The sequence below is a fragment of the Streptomyces sp. NPDC027962 genome, assembly GCF_055566095.1.
Map to the genome: position 1 here is coordinate 21,771 of NZ_JBVHTA010000059.1, position 15,798 is coordinate 37,568.

The following is a 15,798-nucleotide window of genomic DNA, read 5'->3' on the forward strand; positions in this document are numbered from 1 at the left end:
GTCAAGGTGGTGGGGCGAGGGGCTGCGCCTGTCGTGGGAGGCGACGTGCTTGTCACGAGGTGCGCGTCGTGGGGGGTGGCGTACCTGCTGCAGCGCAGCGCCGGCGGATCGCCTCGAGTGCGCTGTTGCACGACACCTCGGAGAGCAGGCCCGGGGCGGCGACCTGGGTTTCGCGATGTGTGACAGGGGGTGGCCGAGGGGCGTTGTCAGTGGCGCACGTCACTATGGGGTCATGGCGAGAACACGGAGGCCGGCAGTCGCTGCGGCGCGGGTGACGGAGGTGCGGCTGCCGCGGCTCGAGGCGTTCGGGTGCGACGCCCTGGAGCCGGACGGTGATTACGACGGGGTGGAGTTCGCCGGGCTGGATCTGGGCGGGCAGCAGGGGGCGGGGGCGCGCTTCATCGACTGTGCGCTGCGGGAGTGCGCGCTGGACGGGACGGAGCTGGGCGGCGCTCGTTTCGTCGACTGCGTGCTCGAGGGGGTGCGGGGCGTGGGGGCCGACCTCGCGGCGGCGTCGTTCCGCGATGTGGAGGTACGGGAGGCGCGACTGGGCGGGACACAGCTGCACGGGGCGGTGCTGACGGGGGTGGTGCTGCGGGGCGGAAAGATCGACTATCTGAATCTTCGGGAGGCGAAACTGACGGACGTGGTGTTCGACGGGTGCGTGCTGGCGGAGGCCGACTTCGGGGGCGCGCGGTTGGAACGGGTCGAGTTCCGTGGCTGTGTGCTGCGGCAGGCGGACTTCTCCGGGGTGCGGATGAAGGACGTCGATCTTCGGGGCGCGGCGGAGCTGGGCATCGCCCGTGGGGTGGAGCGGCTGTCCGGCGCAGTGATCAGTTCTGCCCAACTGTTCGATCTGGCACCGGCGTTCGCGGCGCAGGTCGGTGTGCGGGTGGAGTGACGGGGGCGGCCGCGGGCCGGGGGGGCGCAGGGCCGGCGGGTCGGCGTGGGCCCGGCAGGGCGGCCGGCTGCTCGGGGCCGTGCGGTCGGGACGCCGGGTCGGGACGCCGGGTCGGGATGCGGGGTCGGGATGCGGGGGCGGGACGCCGGGTCAGGAGGTGCGGGGGAAGCGGGCCTGGAGGCCCCAGAGCACCGGGTTGTCGCCGAGGCCTTCGTGCATGTCGGTGAGGTCGGCGATGAGGTCGTGGAGGAAGTCGCGGGCCTCGCGGCGCAGTTCGCTGTGGCTGAAGGTCAGGGGCGGTTCGTCGCCGGGCATCCAGTCGGCTTCGACGTCGACCCAGCCGAAGCGGCGCTCGAAGAGCATGCGGTCGCTGGACTCCGTGAAGTCCAGCTCGGCGTGCTGGGGCCTGGACGCGCGGCTGCCGAGCGGGTCGCGGTCGAGCTGCTCGACGATGTCGCACAGGGCCCAGGCGAAGTCGAGCACGGGCACCCATCCCCAGGCTGTGGAGACCTCCCGGTCCTCCTTGGTGTCGGCGAGGTACACGTCGCCGCAGAAGAGGTCGTGGCGCAATGCCTGCACGTCCGCGCGCCGGTAGTCGGTCTGCGGCGGGTCGGGAAAGCGGCGCGAGAGGGAGTAGCCGATGTCGAGCACGTGGTCGATGGTGTCATGCCGCCAGACGTCTGCTGTACGACCAGGTGACGGCGGTCAGCAGGAAGGGGACGGCGACCAGTGGCGCGAAGAAGAGGGCCCAGACGGTGTTGGCGGTGCTCGACATATAGGTCTGGCTCTCCACGGTGAACAGAACCGCCGTCTGCCACAGGGCGAAGACGATCGTCAGCGCGGAGGCGCCTTTGGCGATCGCGGCGAGTACCCGGGGCGGCAGCGGCCGCCACCGGTCCGTGACGAGCAGCAGCGGGAAGAGGGCGGCCAACTCGGAGACGACGGCGAGACCGACGACGTAGGCGATGCCCCAGCCGGGGATTGCGAAGGCTTCGCGCAGGACTTCGTCGCTGTAACCGACGTAGATGCCGCTCGCCATGGCGATGCGCCAGAGGCCGGAGGGGAGGGCGCACAGTGCGATGGCGTGCGCGGCCCGGCGGGCCCAGCGCGGCGCGGGGGCGACGGCGGCTGCGGTGGCCGTAGTGGCCGTGGTTGCTGTGGTCATGGCGTCCACGATGGCCGCGACGGGCGGTCCGCCGCTTCGTCCCGCGCGGCGGACCGTCTCCGCCGCGCGGAGGAGGGACCCGTGCGCCGCGGGAAGGACGGAGCCCCCGGGCAGCCGCGCGATCTGCGGAAACGTACGGAAAGGTATCGCTTGCGCGTTGGGGTGAACGATTCCCGGTTCACGTCACGACAGCCGGACCTCAAGGCAGCAGCCGCTGCTCCTTCGCCACCGCCACCGCCCCTGCGCGGGTGTCGACCCCGAGCTTGGCGTAGATGCGGCCCAGGTGGGTCTTCACGGTCGCTTCGCTGATGAACAGCGCGCGGGCGATCTCGCGGTTGCCGAGGCCGCGTGCCAGCTGGCCGAGGATGTCGCGTTCCCGGTCGGTGAGCGTCGGGCCGGCGGCTCCGCGCATCCGCTCCATGACGCGGCCGGCGACGGGCGCGGAGAGCGCGGTGCGGCCCTGCGCGGCGGAGCGGATCGCCGCGAAAAGTTCCTCGGGCCGTTCGGCCTTGAGGAGGTAGCCGGTCGCCCCCGCCTCGATGGCGCGGGTGATGTCGGCGTCGGTGTCGTACGTGGTCAGGACGAGCACGTGGACGTCCGGCGAGGCGATACGGCTGGTCGCTTCGACGCCGTCGATGCCCGCCCCGAGCTGGAGGTCCATCAGCACGACGTCCGGCTTCAGTTTCGCGGCCATCGCGACGGCCTCCTCGCCGCTGCCCGCCTCGCCGACGACCTCGATGTCGGCCTCGCTGCCCAGCAGGGCGAGCAGCCCGGCGCGTACGACGGCGTGGTCGTCGCAGAGCAGGATGCGCACGGTCACGGTGACTCCAGCGGGATTGCGACGGACAGCACGGTGCCTTCGCCGGGTGCGGACTCGACGGTGAGGGTGCCGCCGAGCTGCTCGGCGCGGGCCCGGATCGCGGGCAGGCCGTGCCCGCGTACGCCGGGGGCCCGGCCGGTGCCGGGCTCGAAGCCGCGGCCGTCGTCGGCGATGTCGAGAACCACCTGGTCAAGGGTGCGCCGATCGCGGGTATCGGAGTGGCGGGCGCGCCGAGCGGGCAGCTGGACGAGAAGTTCGCCGAGGCGGGCGTCGCCGTGCTCGGCCGCTGAGCCGCGAGAACGCCGACACCGGGAGGGTCTGCCTAGGATCATGGTGTGGACCCGCACGCCCTCCCCCACCGCACCCTTCCGCCGCGCGTGGCCCTCTCCCGCATCGCCCTCGCCCTGCTGCTGTTCGTGGGCGGCGTGGGAAGCGCGGGCTGTACGGGAGCCGGTTCGGGCGTGGACGGAACGCCCGGTGCCGCGGGACTGCGCGACCCGTACTTCCCGAAGCTCGGCAACGGCGGCTACGACGTCCGGCACTACGACCTGACGCTCGACTACGCCCCCCGCACCGGTCGGCTCGAAGGCACTGCGGCGCTCACCGCCCGCGCCACGCAGGATCTGAGCGCCTTCCATCTCGACCTGCGCGGACTGACGGTCGAGGGCGCGACGGTCGACGGCGCGGCGGCCGCCGTCAACCGGGCCGGAACGGAACTGACGGTGCGTCCGCGCCGGGACATCGAGAAGGGCGCCGACTTCCGTACCGTCGTCCGCTATTCCGGCGTCCCGCAGACGATCACCGACGCCGACGATTCGCGGGAAGGCTGGCTGCGCCTCCCCGACGGCGCGCTCGCGCTTGGCGAACCCCTCGGCTCCACCGCGTGGTTCCCCGGCAACCACCACCCGGCGGACAAGGCCGCGTACGACATCACCGTGACCGTGCCCAAGGGCTACAAGGCCGTGTCCAACGGCGAGCCGGCCGGTGAACGCGACCGTGGCGGCCGGACCGCTTTCGCCTGGCGCGCCGCCGAGCCGATGGCGAGCTATCTTGCCACGCTCGCCGTCGGTGACTTCCGTATGAAGACCACCCGCACTGCCGCCGGGCTGCCCGTCGTCACCGCCGTCGATCCGGCCGCAGAGCGGCGGAGTTCGGCGCTGCTGGACGACATCCCGCGGATCGTGGAGTGGGGAACGGAGAACTTCGGCCCGTACCCGTTCTCCTCCGCGGGGGCGATCGTCGTGCCGTCCGGCGACCTCGGCTACGCCCTGGAGACCCAGACCAGGCCGGTCTTCCCGCTGGACCGGTTCGACGAGACGACCCTCGTCCACGAGGTGGCCCACCAATGGTTCGGCAACTCGGTCTCGCCCGCGACCTGGCAGGACGTGTGGCTCAACGAGGGCTTCGCCACCTACGCGGAATGGATGTGGCGCCAGGAGTCCGGCGGCGCGCCGGTGCAGAAGAGCTTCGAGGAAGCTTTCGCGGACAAGGCGAACTGGGCCTTCGCACCCGCCGAACCGCCGGATCGAGAGGACCTTTTCGGGGCGCCGGTGTACGCGCGGGGAGCGATGGTGCTGCACCAGATCCGGCAGGCGGTCGGTGACGAGGTGTTCTTCGGGATCGTCCGCGGCTGGGCGGAGAAGCACCGTCACTCCAACGCCTCCACGGACGACTTCATCGGCCATGTGGAGCAGGAGTCGGGCGAGGACCTGACGGAGCTGTGGGACGTGTGGCTCTACGGGGACGAGAAGCCGCGCAGGCCATGAGCGAACGCGCCCGGGCCCCGGCAGGAGCCGGGGCCCAGATCGTGTCCGTGTGTCAGATGTCGCGCCGGACGTCGCGCCGGACGTCGTGTCAGATGTTGACGCCGAAGTCGCGGGCGATGCCTTCGAGGCCGGAGGCGTAACCCTGGCCGACCGCGCGGAACTTCCACTCCGCGCCGTTGCGGTAGAGCTCGCCGAAGACCATGGCGGTCTCGACGGCGGCGTCCTCGCTCAGGTCGTAGCGGGCGATCTCGGCGCCGCCGGCCTGGTTGATGATGCGGATGTAGGCGTTGCGCACCTGGCCGAAGTTCTGGCTGCGGGTGACGGCGTCGTAGATCGAGACCGGGAAGACGATCTTGTCGACGTCGGCGGGCAGGCCCGCCAGGTTGACGTTGATCTGCTCGTCGTCGCCGCCGCCCTCGCCGGTGCGGTTGTCGCCGGTGTGGACGATCGTCTGGTCCGGCGTCGACTTGTTGTTGAAGAAGACGAAGTGGGCGTCGGAGGCGACCTTGCCCGCGCCGTTCACGCCGATCGCGGAGGCGTCGAGGTCGAAGTCCGTGCCGGTGGTGGTGCGGACGTCCCAGCCGAGGCCGACGGTGACGGCGGTCAGGCCCGGTGCCTCCTTGGTGAGCGAGACGTTGCCGCCCTTGGACAGGCTTACTGCCATTGGGAAGTCCCCTTCGGTTCGATACTGCGAGCTACGGGTCCTCCCGAAGCTACCGTCACCGGTCCTAACGCCGGCAGGGGACCTTCAGGTTCCATGCGGGCGGAAAAGAGAGTGACGGCCCGGCCCGCGCACGGGATCATGGACGCATGTCCGGGCCCTACATCATCCGCGGTTCCGTCTCCCTGCCGGAGGCGGAGCTCATGTGGCGTTTCTCCCGGTCCTCGGGGCCCGGCGGCCAGCATGTCAACACCAGCGACTCGCAGGTGGAGCTCCGCTTCGACCTCGCGAGGACCGAGGCGCTGCCACAGGTCTGGAAGGACCGTGCGCTGGAGCGGCTCGCGGGCCGGCTGGTGGGGGGCGTGATCGCCGTACGCGCCTCGGAGCACCGCTCTCAGTGGCGCAATCGCGAGACCGCGGCGGTGCGGTTGGCGTCCCTGCTGGCGGAGGCGACGGCCCCGCCGCCGAGGCCGCGCCGGGCGACGAAGATCCCGCGGGGGATCAACGAACGGCGGCTGCGGGAGAAGAAGCAGCGCGCGCAGACGAAGCGCGGCCGCACGGGCCGCGACTGGTAGCACGGCGCCGGCCGGGCACCCGGCGCCGAGGGGCCGGCCGTCTCCGCGCCACGCGAGCACGCCGCCCCCAGCACCGCTCCTCGGTCCCGCCCTTACGACAAGTGCCGGTACCGCCCCCGGAAGTACGTCAGCGGCCCCGCGACCTCGTCCGCGAGCCCCACCTTCAGCACGTGGCCGATCACCAGAGTGTGGTCACCGGCCTCCATCCGCTGCTGCGTCCGGCACTCCAGCGTCGCGAGCGCACCCCCGACCAGTGGAGAGCCGCACACCTCGCCCCGTTCATGGGCGAGGTCCTCGAACAGCAGGCGGTCGCTGAGCCGCCCCTTCATCGCGAAACGTCCGGCGATCTGCAGATGCTTCTCCGTGAGCACGGACACGCCCCACAGCGGCTGCTCGGCGAGCAGGTCGTCCATGCGTGAGCCGTTGCGCAGACTGACGAGCACCAGCGGCGGGTCGAGCGAGACGGACATGAAGGCCGTCGCGGTCATGCCCACGTCCTCGCCGTGCGGTCCGTGGTCGGCGTCGTGCGCGGTGACCAGCACCACGCCTGCCGCGAGCCGGGACATGGCGGCACGGAACTCCTCGTTGCTCACCCCCTCAGGATGGGGGATGGCGGAGGCGGCCGGAGTGGGGGTCGTCTGCAACACACCTGGAACGCTAGTCTCGGCCGATCCTTCCCCGCATCGGACCCCGGAACCAGGCCGGTCCTAGGACCGTAGCCCGACGACCATGAGTAACCATGGGTACGCTTCGATGGTTTTGCGTTCAATAAGTGTCGTCAAGAAAGCGAAGGTGCGCCCGACCAGGTCGCATCTGACCCTTCATCATCTGATGTGACTTGAGTCACAGAGGCCAGTAATTGTTGACCCTGTGTACCGACTGAGCTGCTCACTGTGATTCAGTGGCCGGGATACCGCTACAAGTACGCCAATCAGACGCCCTGGAGTTTGCTGTCGAGGTCTCGGGGAGAGCGAGCGATGGAGACCGAGTCGGAGCCCTATGTCCGTCTTGCGACCCTGCGGCAGCTGCACCAGGTCGTCGCGGACCTCAACACGGCCCGCAGCCTGGCCGACACGCTGCAGGCCGTCGCCGACGGCATCGTCGCCGGACTGGGCTACGAGCTGGCCTGCGTCAACCTCGTACGCCCCGACGGTGACCTGGTGGTCGCCGCGTTCGCCGGCAGCGCCGCCGCAGAGGCCCTGATCACCGGCCGTGTCGGCTCCCGAGACTCCTGGAACCGCCGGCTGTCCATGGGCGAGGCCTGGGGCAACCTGCGCTTCATCCCGCACACCGAGGGCTGGGTCCTCATAGAGGACGACGTGCCGCAGTGGCACACCGACGGTCCCGAGCCGCGCTTCGAGGACGAGTGGCACCCGCAGGACCGTCTCTACGCCCCCATGTACGCGTCGGGCGGCGGGCGTGAACTGCTCGGCGTGATCTCCGTGGACCGGCCGCGCAACGGACGCCGCCCCGGCCCGTGGGGTCAGGAGGCCCTGCAGATGTACGCCTCCCAGGCCGCGATCGCGATCAGCAACGCGCGACTTCGCGCCAACATGCAGCGCGCCCTGGTCCGCCTCGAGCGTGAGCAGCAGGCCCTGCGCGCCAGCGAGGAATCCTTCCGCCAGGCCTTCGAGTACGCCCCCAGCGGCATGGCCATCGCAGAGATGGGTGGTGACCAGCAGGGCCGGCTGCTGCGCACCAACGACGCCTTGTGCCGCCTCCTCGGCCGCCCCGCCTCCGCGATGCGCCGCTACTCCTTCGCCGACCTCGTCCACCCCGAGGACGTCGGCACGCTGCTGCGCACGTCCGCCGAGGGCGGTCGCGCGGAGATCAGACTCAGCCGCAGGGACGGCACGTACGTATGGGTCTCGCTGCGCAACTCGGTCGTCGCCGACACCGCGGACGGGCCACGTTTCCTTCTCACCCACGTCGAGGACATCGAGGACCGCAAGCGCCACGAGCTCCAGCTCGCGCACCGCGCCTCGCACGACGCGCTCACCGGTCTGCCCAACAGCGCCGAGCTGCGCGCCCGGCTCAGTTCCCGGCTGTGCGAGCGCCCGTACTCCGCGGCGTACGCGAGCGACATCGAGGCGCTGGACGCGGCGTACGAGACCGACGCCCGCTTCCGGGGCGACGGCTTCGACTTCGAGGCGGTCGGCGGGCGGCCGTACGACCACCATGTGCACACCGTCGCGCCGGACGGCGAGATCGACGACGGCGCCAAAGGACTCGCCGTCCTCTTCTGCGACCTGGACGGCTTCAAGTCGATCAACGACAGGTTCGGGCACCAGACCGGCGACGCCGTGCTGGTCGAGGTGGCCCGCAGGCTCACCACCGGCGTGCGTGACGGGGACACGGTCGCCAGGCTCGGCGGCGACGAGTTCGTCGTCCTCGCCGACGGTCTCGGCGCGGCGGACGCCGCGGATCTGGCCGTACGGCTGCGGAACGCGATCATCCTGCCCATCCGCGTCGGCGGTCGCGGAGTGCGCGTCGGGGCGAGTTTCGGAATCGGCTGGGCGAGCTGCGGGATGTCCGTCGAAGAGGTGCTGCAGTCGGCCGACCAGCGGATGTACATAGAGAAGCGCTCCCGCTCCAAGGTGCACCGCCGGGCCGGGTGACGGACGACACCCCTCCTCCTCGGCCCTGGTGGCCGGGCGCGGGCCGGGTGGATGAGGTCCGCACCACCCGATCCGTCAGCCCGAACCGGGTAGGCTCGCCCGGGTCGGCGTTGTGCTGACGAGATGGTGAGGAGTGACTGGGATGACGGCCGCGAACAACGGCGCGAGCACGCCCGAAAACGACGACCCGTTCGGCTACCTGTACGCGGACGGGCAGCAGGCGGGCGCCACACCCCCGCGCCAGGGCGGCTACGGCTACCCCGGACCGGCGGCACAGCCCGGGGTCCCCCGCACCTCGTACAACCAGGTACGGACGGTCGGTGAGCGTCAGTACGGCCAGCAGGTCCCGCATCAGCAGACGTACGGCCAGCAGCCCGGCTACGGGCAGCAGCCGGCCGCCGCCTACGCGGCGCCCGAGACCTACCCCGGTGCCACCGCCCAGACCCGCCAGGTCCCCACCGCGTCGCACGAGGGCGGCCACGGCCGCGGCGGCCCCAACACCAGGGGCCTGCTGATCGGTGCGATCGCGGTCGTCGCGGTCGTCGTGATCGGCATCGGCGCGGCGCTGATGACCAGCGGCGACGAGAAGGACAAGGCCGGCAACAAGAGCGGCGCGGGCAGCACTCCCTCGGCGGCCGAGTCCGTCGGGGAGAGCCCGAAGCCCTCCACGGGCGAGTCGGCGCCCGCCGAACTCCCCAAGCAGGACGCGGCGACGCTCCGGCTGGGCCCGCCGGCCTCCCTCGCGAAGGACGTTCCGGGCGCGAAGGGCGCGGACGGCGCGTATGTGATGTTCAACGGCGTCGGGGGCTCGGCCGGCTGGTCGGTCGACGTGCCCGAGGCCGGCGCGTACACGATGTACATCACGTACAGCGTGCCCGGCAAGGACGCCAAGACCACCCTGACGATCAACGACGGGAAGCCCCGCGAGATCAACATGTCGAACTTCGCGAAGGCCGCGGAGGGCGACTGGGCGAAGGGCTGGACCAACACCTACGCCTTCGTGAACCTGGAGAAGGGCAAGAACGACCTCAAGATCTCCTGCGAGCAGGGGGACCAGTGCGAGGCGTATCTCGACCAGGTCTGGCTCGAGGCCGGTCAGAACAAGAGCTGACCACCCGCATCCCGGCCCTCAGCACCGCTCATCGTCCCGGTTCGCCCCGCGAGCCGGGGCGATGTGTTTTCTCACCCGTCAGAGGCGGGTGTTTTCTCACCTGTCAGGGGCCGCGGGCGTGCTCGACGACCTTGATGCGGGGCAGCAGCTCCTCGTAGGCCGCCGCGTCGAATTCGCCGGCCGCCGGGGCGAGGACCGTGGCCGCGGAGAGGGCGACCGCCCGCGACAGACGTTCCGCCCAGGGGAGTTTGCCGACCAGCCCGGACAGCAGGCCGGCGACCGCCGAGTCGCCGGCGCCGGTCGGGTTGCCCTTGACGGCTTGGGGCGGGGTGGCCTGCCAGGTGCCGTCCGGGGTCGCGGCGAGCAGACCGTCGGGGCCGAGGGAGGCGACGACCGTGTGCGCACCGCGGCGGCGGGCGTCGCGGGTGGCCCGCAGCGGTTCGCGGGAGCCGGTGAGCCGGGCGAGCTCTTCGGCGTTCGGCTTGATCAGGTCGGGGCGGGCGGCGACGCCGCGGCGCAGCGGTTCTCCGCTGGTGTCGAGGAGCACGGGCACGCCGGCGCCGCGCGCCCGGCGTACCAGTTCCGCGTACGCGCCGACGTGGATGCCGGGCGGCAGGCTGCCGCACAGGGCGACCGCGTCGGCCTCGCGCAGCAGCGCGTCGTACGAGGAGAGGAACGCCGTCCACTCCTCGGGCGTGACCGTGGGGCCCGGCTCGTTCAGCTGGGTGGTGTCACCGGTCGTGTCGTCGGCGATCGCGAGCGTGCGCCGGGTGGTGCCCGCGATCTCCACGAGCGCGTCGTGCGGCGGGAGCGGGTCGAGCATGCCGCGCAGAACGGCCCCGGTGGGTCCGCCCGCGAAACCGGTGACGACGCTGTCGTGGCCGAGGGCGGCGAGGACACGCGCGACGTTGATGCCCTTGCCGCCGGGGCGTTCCGCGACTTCGCCGACCCGGTGGGAGGCGTGCGGGGTCAGGGAGGCGACCTGGTAGGTGATGTCGAGGGCGGCGTTGAGTGTGACCGTCAGGATCACCCGTGTACCCCCGAAGAACGCGGTTGCCGTGCTCGTACGGGTCCTGATCATGCCAAACGGAAGGCGGTTGGCCCAAGACCCCGGTGGTCAGGCGCCTTGCCGTGCATCGGGGGGAATCACCCCGTGCCGGGCTCGACCACCCACTCGCCGTGGCGCATCACGCCCTTGAGCGTGAAGTCCGCATCGAGGACCACCAGGTCCGCGTCCTTGCCGGGCTCCAGGGAGCCGACCCTGTCGTACGCGCCGAGCAGCTTCGCCGGGTTGGCGGAAATGGCCGCGACGACGTCCTCGACCGGGAGGCGGTCGATCGTGACGGCCCGCTTGAAGGCGGTGTCCAGGGTGAGGGTGGAGCCCGCGATCGAGGCGCCCTCGACCAGCCGGGCGACGCCGTCCTTCACCTCGACCTCGAGGGGGCCGAGCTGGTAGCGGCCGTCACCGAAGCCGGCCGCGTCCATGGCGTCGGTGACGAACGCGACCCGTCCCGCGCCCGCGCTGCGGAAGGCGAGCTCGAGCGCGGCGGGGTGCAGGTGGGTGCCGTCGTTGATCAGCTCGACGGTGACCCGCTCGTCCTCCAGCAGCGCCGCGATCGGGCCGGGAGCGCGGTGGCCCAGGGCCGGCATGGCGTTGAACAGGTGGGTGGCGACGGTGGCGCCGGCGTCGATGGCCTCGCGGGTCTGTTCGTACGTCGCGTCCGTGTGCCCGATCGCCGCGATGACGCCGTGGTCGGCGAGCAGCCGCACGGAGTCGATGCCGCCCGGCAGTTCCGTGGCGAGGGTGACCATCTTCGCGGTACCGCGGGCGGCGTCGATCAGCTTGCGGACCTCGGCCGGATCGGGGTCGCGCAGCAGCTCCTCGCTGTGGGCACCCTTGCGGCACGGTGAGATGAACGGCCCCTCGAAGTGGATGCCCGCGAGGTCGCCCTGCTGGACGAGCTCGGCCAGGAATCCGGCCCGGTGGGCGAGGAAGTGCATGTCGCCGGTGACCGTGGAGGCGACGAGGGTGGTGGTGCCGTGCTGCCGGTGCGTCAGCACGCCCCGCAGGACGTCCTCGGCGCTGCCGGAGGTGAACGAGGCCCCGCCGCCGCCGTGGTTGTGGATGTCGACGAAGCCGGGGACGATCCAGTGCCCTGACAGGTCGCGGACGGGCGCGTCGGCGGGTACGTCCGCGGCGATCTTCGTGCCCGCGACGGCGATGCGGCCCTTGTCGACGGTCCCGGTCGGCAGCACCACCCGGGCACCGGCCAGAACCGTGCTCGGCGGGTGGTGCGGGCTCGTGGCGTGAACCGTGCTCGTGGCGCGAGCGGCGCTGGCGGCCATCAGGCGGTTACCTCCGTGGCGAGTAGATCCCAGGCGAGCAGCCCTGCGCCCAGGCATCCGGCGGTGTCCCCGAGGGCCGCCGGGACGATTGTGGGCAGCTTCTGGAACGTGACGCGTTCCTCGACCGCCGCCCGCAGGGGTGTGAACAAGGTTTCCCCGGCCTCGGCGAGGCCGCCACCGATGATCAGGGTGCGGGGGTCCAGGAGGGTGAGTGCCGTGACGAGGCCGTCGGCGAGCGCGTCGACGGCCTCCTGCCACACCGCGGTCGCCGCCTTGTCGCCCGCCTCGACGGCCTTGGCGCAGTCGGCGGCGTCGGCGGCCGGGTCGCCGCAGACGGCGGCCCAGGCGCGGGTGACGGCGGCGGCGGAGGCCAGCGTCTCGAGGCAGCCGCGCTGCCCGCAGCCGCAGGCGGGGCCGCCGGGGCGGACGACGACATGGCCGATCTCTCCGGCGCAGCCGTGGGCGCCGGCCTCGATGGCGCCGGCGATGCCGATGGCGCCGGCGATGCCGGTGCCGAGGGGTACGAACAGGAACCGGTCGGTGCCCTGACCGGCCCCGATACGGCCCTCCGCGAGTCCACCGGTGCGTACGTCGTGCCCGAGCGCGACGGGGATCTCGCCGAGCCGCCGGCTCAGGAGCTCGCGCAGGGGGACGTCGCGCCAGCCGAGGTTGGCGGCGTAGACGGCGATGCCGTGCTCGGCGTCGACGATCCCGGGGACGGCGACGCCGGCGGCCTCCGCGCTCTGGCCGAGGTGCTCCTGTCCGTGCGCGCGCAGCTCCGCTGCGAAGCCGAGGATCGACTCCACGACGGCGTCGGCCCCCCGCTCGCGCCCGGTCGCCCGCCGCGCCTCGTGAAGGAGCGTCCCGTCCGCCCCGACCAGGGCAGCCTTCATACCGGTGCCGCCCACATCGAGGGCGATGACGTGTCTCACGTGAACAGTCTCGCGCGTAGACCCGAGAAAGGTCTAGTCCACTCCCCGGATTGTTGCCATGCCATACAAACCGGGGGCGTGCAATGACTCCGCGGCCCGGCCGACCGGGCCGGAGGCGGGAGCGCCGGCGGCGGCGCCTGCCCGAGGCCCGGACCAAAGGTGCAGGCGTTGTGAAAGTGAGACCGCAGTGGTGTAGACCTTGTGCGCCCGGGTGGGGGAAGATCACTCCCCATCTCACAGGACGTCGCGGGGGACCGACTGGGATCAAACGGACAACACGGATCTATGAAGCAGAGGGTGGGGAAGAGCTGTGCAGCGGCGCTTCTTTGGTGTGACCGCGGCCGTCGCCGCACTGGGCATGACGGTTTCGCTCGCGGGCTGCGGCACCTCCGGCGGTTCCGGTGACGTCACCCTCAAGCTGGTGGCCGCCGACTACGACGTGGCCGGCGGAGAGAGCAGCAAGACGTACTGGGACGATCTGACGGCCGCGTTCGAGGCCGAGAACCCCGGTATCGACGTCGAGGTCCAGATCGAGTCGTGGAACGACGTGGACCGCAAGGTCGCCGAGATGGTCAAGGCCGACGAGGCCCCCGACATCGCGCAGATCGGCGCCTACGCCGACTACGCCGCGGCGGACAAGCTGTACTCCGCCGACCAGATGCTCTCCATCCCCGTCCAGTCCAACTTCCTCCCGCCCCTCGTCGACGCGGGCGAGACGAAGCGAGTCCAGTACGGGCTGCCGTTCGTCGCCTCCACCAGGCTGCTCTTCTACAACAAGGACCTCTTCGAGGCGGCCGGGATCACGGGGACTCCCGACACCTGGGCAGAGCTGCAGGCGGACGCGGAGAAGCTGAAGCTCAACACCGGCGTCAAGTACCCCTTCGCGCTGCCGCTCGGCCCTGAGGAGGCCCAGGCGGAGACGCAGATGTGGCTGCTCAGCGGCGGTGGCGGCTACACCGACGAGCTCGGCAGATACGCGATCGACTCGGACACGAACATCGACACCTTCGAGTGGCTGAAGGAGAACCTGGTCGACGAGAAGCTCACCGGCCCGGTCGCTCCCGGCAAGCTCAACCGCAAGGACGCCTTCGCCGCGTTCACCCGCGGCGAGGTCGGCATGCTGAACGGCCACCCCTCTCTGCTGCAGGCGGCCGAGAAGGCGGGCGTCGACGTCGGCACGGTCGCGCTGCCCGGCCGGGAGGGCAAGGCCGAGGCGTCGATGGGCGTGGCCGACTGGATCATGGGCTTCAAGCAGAACGGCCACCGCGAGGAGATCGGCACGTTCCTGGATTTCCTCTTCACCGACGAGAACGTCCTCGAGTTCGCCGGCCAGAACGACCTGCTGCCGGTGACGGTCTCCGCCCGGGACGCGATGGAGGACGACCCGGAGCAGGCGCACCTCAAGAAGTTCCTGGAGGTGCTGCCGGGCTCGGTGCTCCCGCCGGTGGGCAAGACGTCGTGGGCGTCGGCCAGCGAGAACATCAAGAAGAACATCGGCGACGCCGTGGGCCCCGGCGGCAGCCCCGCCCGCACGCTGGAGCGGATATCCCGTGACGCCAAGGCGGCCGAGGCCGCCGAGTAGTCCACGGCACCGGCGCGCGCCCCGCGTGCCGGAGGTGGTCCGGGCCGGCTTCCGCGTGCCGGAGGTGGTCCGGACCGTCAGTGCCCGCCGATATGTTGGATCGTATGACGGACGACCAGGAGCTCCCCGAGCGCGACCGGGCCGTCCTGGCCATGGAACGGCGATCCTGGCCGGGGCCCGGCGCCAAGGAGCGGGCGATCAGGGAGCAGCTCGGCATCTCCCCGGTCCGCTACTACCAGCTGCTCAACGCCCTTCTCGATGACGCCCGCGCCCTCGCCCACGACCCGGTGACCGTCAACCGGCTTCGGCGTGTGAGGGACGCGAGGAGAAGTCGCCGCTAGGGTCGGGTGCATGGGCAGCTCCCCGTACGCAGAGTACGCAGACTCCATGCCGACGCCGTCCACCCCTGCCGGACGTGAGGGCCTCGCGGCGCTCGTCGACCGGCCCGACAGAGCCGTGATCGCTCTCGACTTCGACGGCACCCTCGCCGAGATCGTGGCCGACCCCGAGCAGGCCCGCGCCCACGAGCGCGCCGTCCCCGCGCTCGCCGCGCTCGCGCCGAAGGTCGCCTCGGTCGCCGTGATCACCGGCCGCCCCGCGGGGGTCGCCGTCCGCTACGGCGGCTTCGCCGGTGTCGACGGCCTGGACCACCTCGTCGTCCTCGGCCACTACGGCGCGGAACGCTGGGACGCGGTCACCGGGACCGTGAGCGCACCGGCCCCCCACCCGGGCGTCGCGGCTGCCCGGTCCGAGCTCCCCGGTTTCCTCGACGGGATCGGGGCATGGCAGGGCACCTGGATCGAGGAGAAGGGACGTTCCGTCGCGGTCCACACCCGCCGCGCCGAGGACCCCCAGGCCGCCTTCGACGCCCTGCGAGAGCCCCTCGCCGCGCTCGCCTCCCGGCACGGCCTGATCCTGGAGCCCGGCCGTATGGTCCTGGAACTGCGTCCGCCCGGTATCGACAAGGGCGTGGCGCTGTCCGAGTACGTGCGCGAGGTCGGCGCCGAGGCCGTGCTCTACGCCGGTGACGACCTGGGCGACCTGCCCGCGTACGGCGCCGTCGACAAGCTCCGCTCGGACGGTGTGCCCGGTCTGCTGCTGTGCAGCGGCGGCGTCGAGGTCCCCGAACTGGCAGAGCGCGCCGACCTGTTGCTGCCCGGCCCCGCAGAGGTGGTCGACTTCCTCGGCGCCTTGGCGCGGCGGCTGAACGAGAAGCCCGGGCCCGCCGGCTAGGGCGTGTTTCGAAAGTAGCGTCGTCCGCCCGCAGGGCGGGGCCCGCGGCGTCTGGTGCGTGCAATCGCAAGGCGGAGGATCATCCTCG

Annotated in this window: 16 protein-coding genes and 2 pseudogenes; 9 read left to right on the top strand and 9 right to left on the bottom strand. The window is 71.7% G+C overall.

The window, feature by feature from the left end; all coding sequences use genetic code 11:
* The first annotated feature begins 232 nt into the window (after nt 1-232).
* Entirely contained in the window at nt 233-901 is a 669-nt protein-coding gene (locus ACZ4SA_RS34195) for a pentapeptide repeat-containing protein (protein ID WP_468281902.1), read from the top strand.
* A 150-nt stretch (nt 902-1,051) separates the two neighbouring features.
* Here the strand turns inward: ACZ4SA_RS34195 and ACZ4SA_RS34200 are convergent, their stop codons facing one another.
* From ACZ4SA_RS34200 to ACZ4SA_RS34215, 4 genes and pseudogenes are all read right to left on the bottom strand, one after another.
* A complete protein-coding gene (locus ACZ4SA_RS34200) occupies nt 1,052-1,552 on the bottom strand; it encodes a hypothetical protein (RefSeq protein WP_468281904.1) in 501 nt (166 codons plus the stop codon).
* Between the two features lie 13 nt (nt 1,553-1,565).
* Entirely contained in the window at nt 1,566-2,066 is a 501-nt protein-coding gene (locus ACZ4SA_RS34205) for a hypothetical protein (RefSeq protein ID WP_468281906.1), read from the bottom strand.
* 199 nt (nt 2,067-2,265) lie between these two features.
* A complete protein-coding gene (locus ACZ4SA_RS34210) occupies nt 2,266-2,886 on the bottom strand; it encodes a response regulator (RefSeq protein ID WP_468281908.1) in 621 nt (206 codons plus the stop codon).
* A pseudogene (locus ACZ4SA_RS34215) lies at nt 2,883-3,077 on the bottom strand (ATP-binding protein); the annotation flags it as partial. The pseudogene ACZ4SA_RS34215 and the gene ACZ4SA_RS34210, both read right to left, overlap by 4 nt.
* Between ACZ4SA_RS34215 and ACZ4SA_RS34220 the strand changes: the two are divergent.
* Together ACZ4SA_RS34220 and ACZ4SA_RS34225 are read left to right on the top strand one after the other, a co-directional pair.
* Nucleotides 3,075-3,176, top strand: a pseudogene (locus tag ACZ4SA_RS34220) (heme-binding protein); the annotation flags it as partial. The pseudogenes ACZ4SA_RS34215 and ACZ4SA_RS34220 sit on opposite strands and share 3 nt — an antisense overlap.
* A 45-nt stretch (nt 3,177-3,221) precedes the next feature.
* Nucleotides 3,222-4,652, top strand: a complete 1,431-nt coding sequence (locus ACZ4SA_RS34225; protein WP_468281910.1) for a M1 family metallopeptidase — start codon at nt 3,222-3,224, stop codon at nt 4,650-4,652.
* A gap of 88 nt (nt 4,653-4,740) precedes the next feature.
* On the opposite strand, the gene ACZ4SA_RS34230 is transcribed toward ACZ4SA_RS34225, so the two are convergent.
* The gene (locus tag ACZ4SA_RS34230) at nt 4,741-5,316 is read right to left on the bottom strand and encodes a TerD family protein (RefSeq protein WP_468281912.1); all 576 of its coding nucleotides are present in this window, start codon (nt 5,314-5,316) and stop codon (nt 4,741-4,743) included.
* Nucleotides 5,317-5,462: 146 nt separating this feature from the next.
* On the opposite strand from ACZ4SA_RS34230, the gene arfB reads away from it, so the two are divergent.
* On the top strand, nt 5,463-5,888 hold the full coding sequence (gene arfB / locus ACZ4SA_RS34235; protein ID WP_468281914.1) for an alternative ribosome rescue aminoacyl-tRNA hydrolase ArfB: 426 nt from the start codon (nt 5,463-5,465) through the stop codon (nt 5,886-5,888).
* 92 nt (nt 5,889-5,980) lie between these two features.
* Here arfB and ACZ4SA_RS34240 read toward each other — a convergent pair whose 3' ends face one another.
* Nucleotides 5,981-6,535, bottom strand: coding sequence for a flavin reductase family protein (locus ACZ4SA_RS34240; RefSeq protein ID WP_468281916.1), 555 nt, complete (start codon nt 6,533-6,535; stop codon nt 5,981-5,983).
* 330 nt (nt 6,536-6,865) lie between these two features.
* Here ACZ4SA_RS34240 and cdgB point away from each other — a divergent pair, with 330 nt between their 5' ends.
* Nucleotides 6,866-8,506, top strand: a complete 1,641-nt coding sequence (gene cdgB / locus ACZ4SA_RS34245) for a diguanylate cyclase CdgB (protein ID WP_468281918.1) — start codon at nt 6,866-6,868, stop codon at nt 8,504-8,506.
* 142 nt (nt 8,507-8,648) lie between these two features.
* Nucleotides 8,649-9,617: a carbohydrate-binding protein gene (locus ACZ4SA_RS34250; RefSeq protein ID WP_468281920.1), complete on the top strand. Its 969-nt coding sequence runs from the start codon at nt 8,649-8,651 to the stop codon at nt 9,615-9,617.
* A gap of 103 nt (nt 9,618-9,720) precedes the next feature.
* Here the strand turns inward: ACZ4SA_RS34250 and ACZ4SA_RS34255 are convergent, their stop codons facing one another.
* The 3 genes from ACZ4SA_RS34255 to ACZ4SA_RS34265 form a co-directional block, all read right to left on the bottom strand.
* A complete protein-coding gene (locus tag ACZ4SA_RS34255) occupies nt 9,721-10,647 on the bottom strand; it encodes a 1-phosphofructokinase family hexose kinase (RefSeq protein WP_468281922.1) in 927 nt (308 codons plus the stop codon).
* Nucleotides 10,648-10,763: 116 nt separating this feature from the next.
* Entirely contained in the window at nt 10,764-11,963 is a 1,200-nt protein-coding gene (nagA, locus tag ACZ4SA_RS34260) for an N-acetylglucosamine-6-phosphate deacetylase (protein ID WP_468281924.1), read from the bottom strand.
* On the bottom strand, nt 11,963-12,895 hold the full coding sequence (locus ACZ4SA_RS34265) for an ROK family protein (protein ID WP_468281926.1): 933 nt from the start codon (nt 12,893-12,895) through the stop codon (nt 11,963-11,965). Before ACZ4SA_RS34265 ends, nagA begins: the two co-directional genes overlap by 1 nt.
* A 310-nt stretch (nt 12,896-13,205) precedes the next feature.
* On the opposite strand from ACZ4SA_RS34265, the gene ACZ4SA_RS34270 reads away from it, so the two are divergent.
* The 3 genes from ACZ4SA_RS34270 (at nt 13,206) to otsB (ending at nt 15,710) form a co-directional block, all read left to right on the top strand.
* On the top strand, nt 13,206-14,477 hold the full coding sequence (locus tag ACZ4SA_RS34270) for an extracellular solute-binding protein (protein ID WP_468281928.1): 1,272 nt from the start codon (nt 13,206-13,208) through the stop codon (nt 14,475-14,477).
* 104 nt (nt 14,478-14,581) lie between these two features.
* Nucleotides 14,582-14,818, top strand: coding sequence for a DUF3263 domain-containing protein (locus ACZ4SA_RS34275; RefSeq protein ID WP_468281930.1), 237 nt, complete (start codon nt 14,582-14,584; stop codon nt 14,816-14,818).
* A gap of 10 nt (nt 14,819-14,828) precedes the next feature.
* Nucleotides 14,829-15,710 (top strand): trehalose-phosphatase, encoded by an 882-nt coding sequence (gene otsB, locus ACZ4SA_RS34280; protein WP_468281932.1) that lies wholly within the window; start codon nt 14,829-14,831, stop codon nt 15,708-15,710.
* The last annotated feature ends 88 nt before the right edge of the window (nt 15,711-15,798 follow it).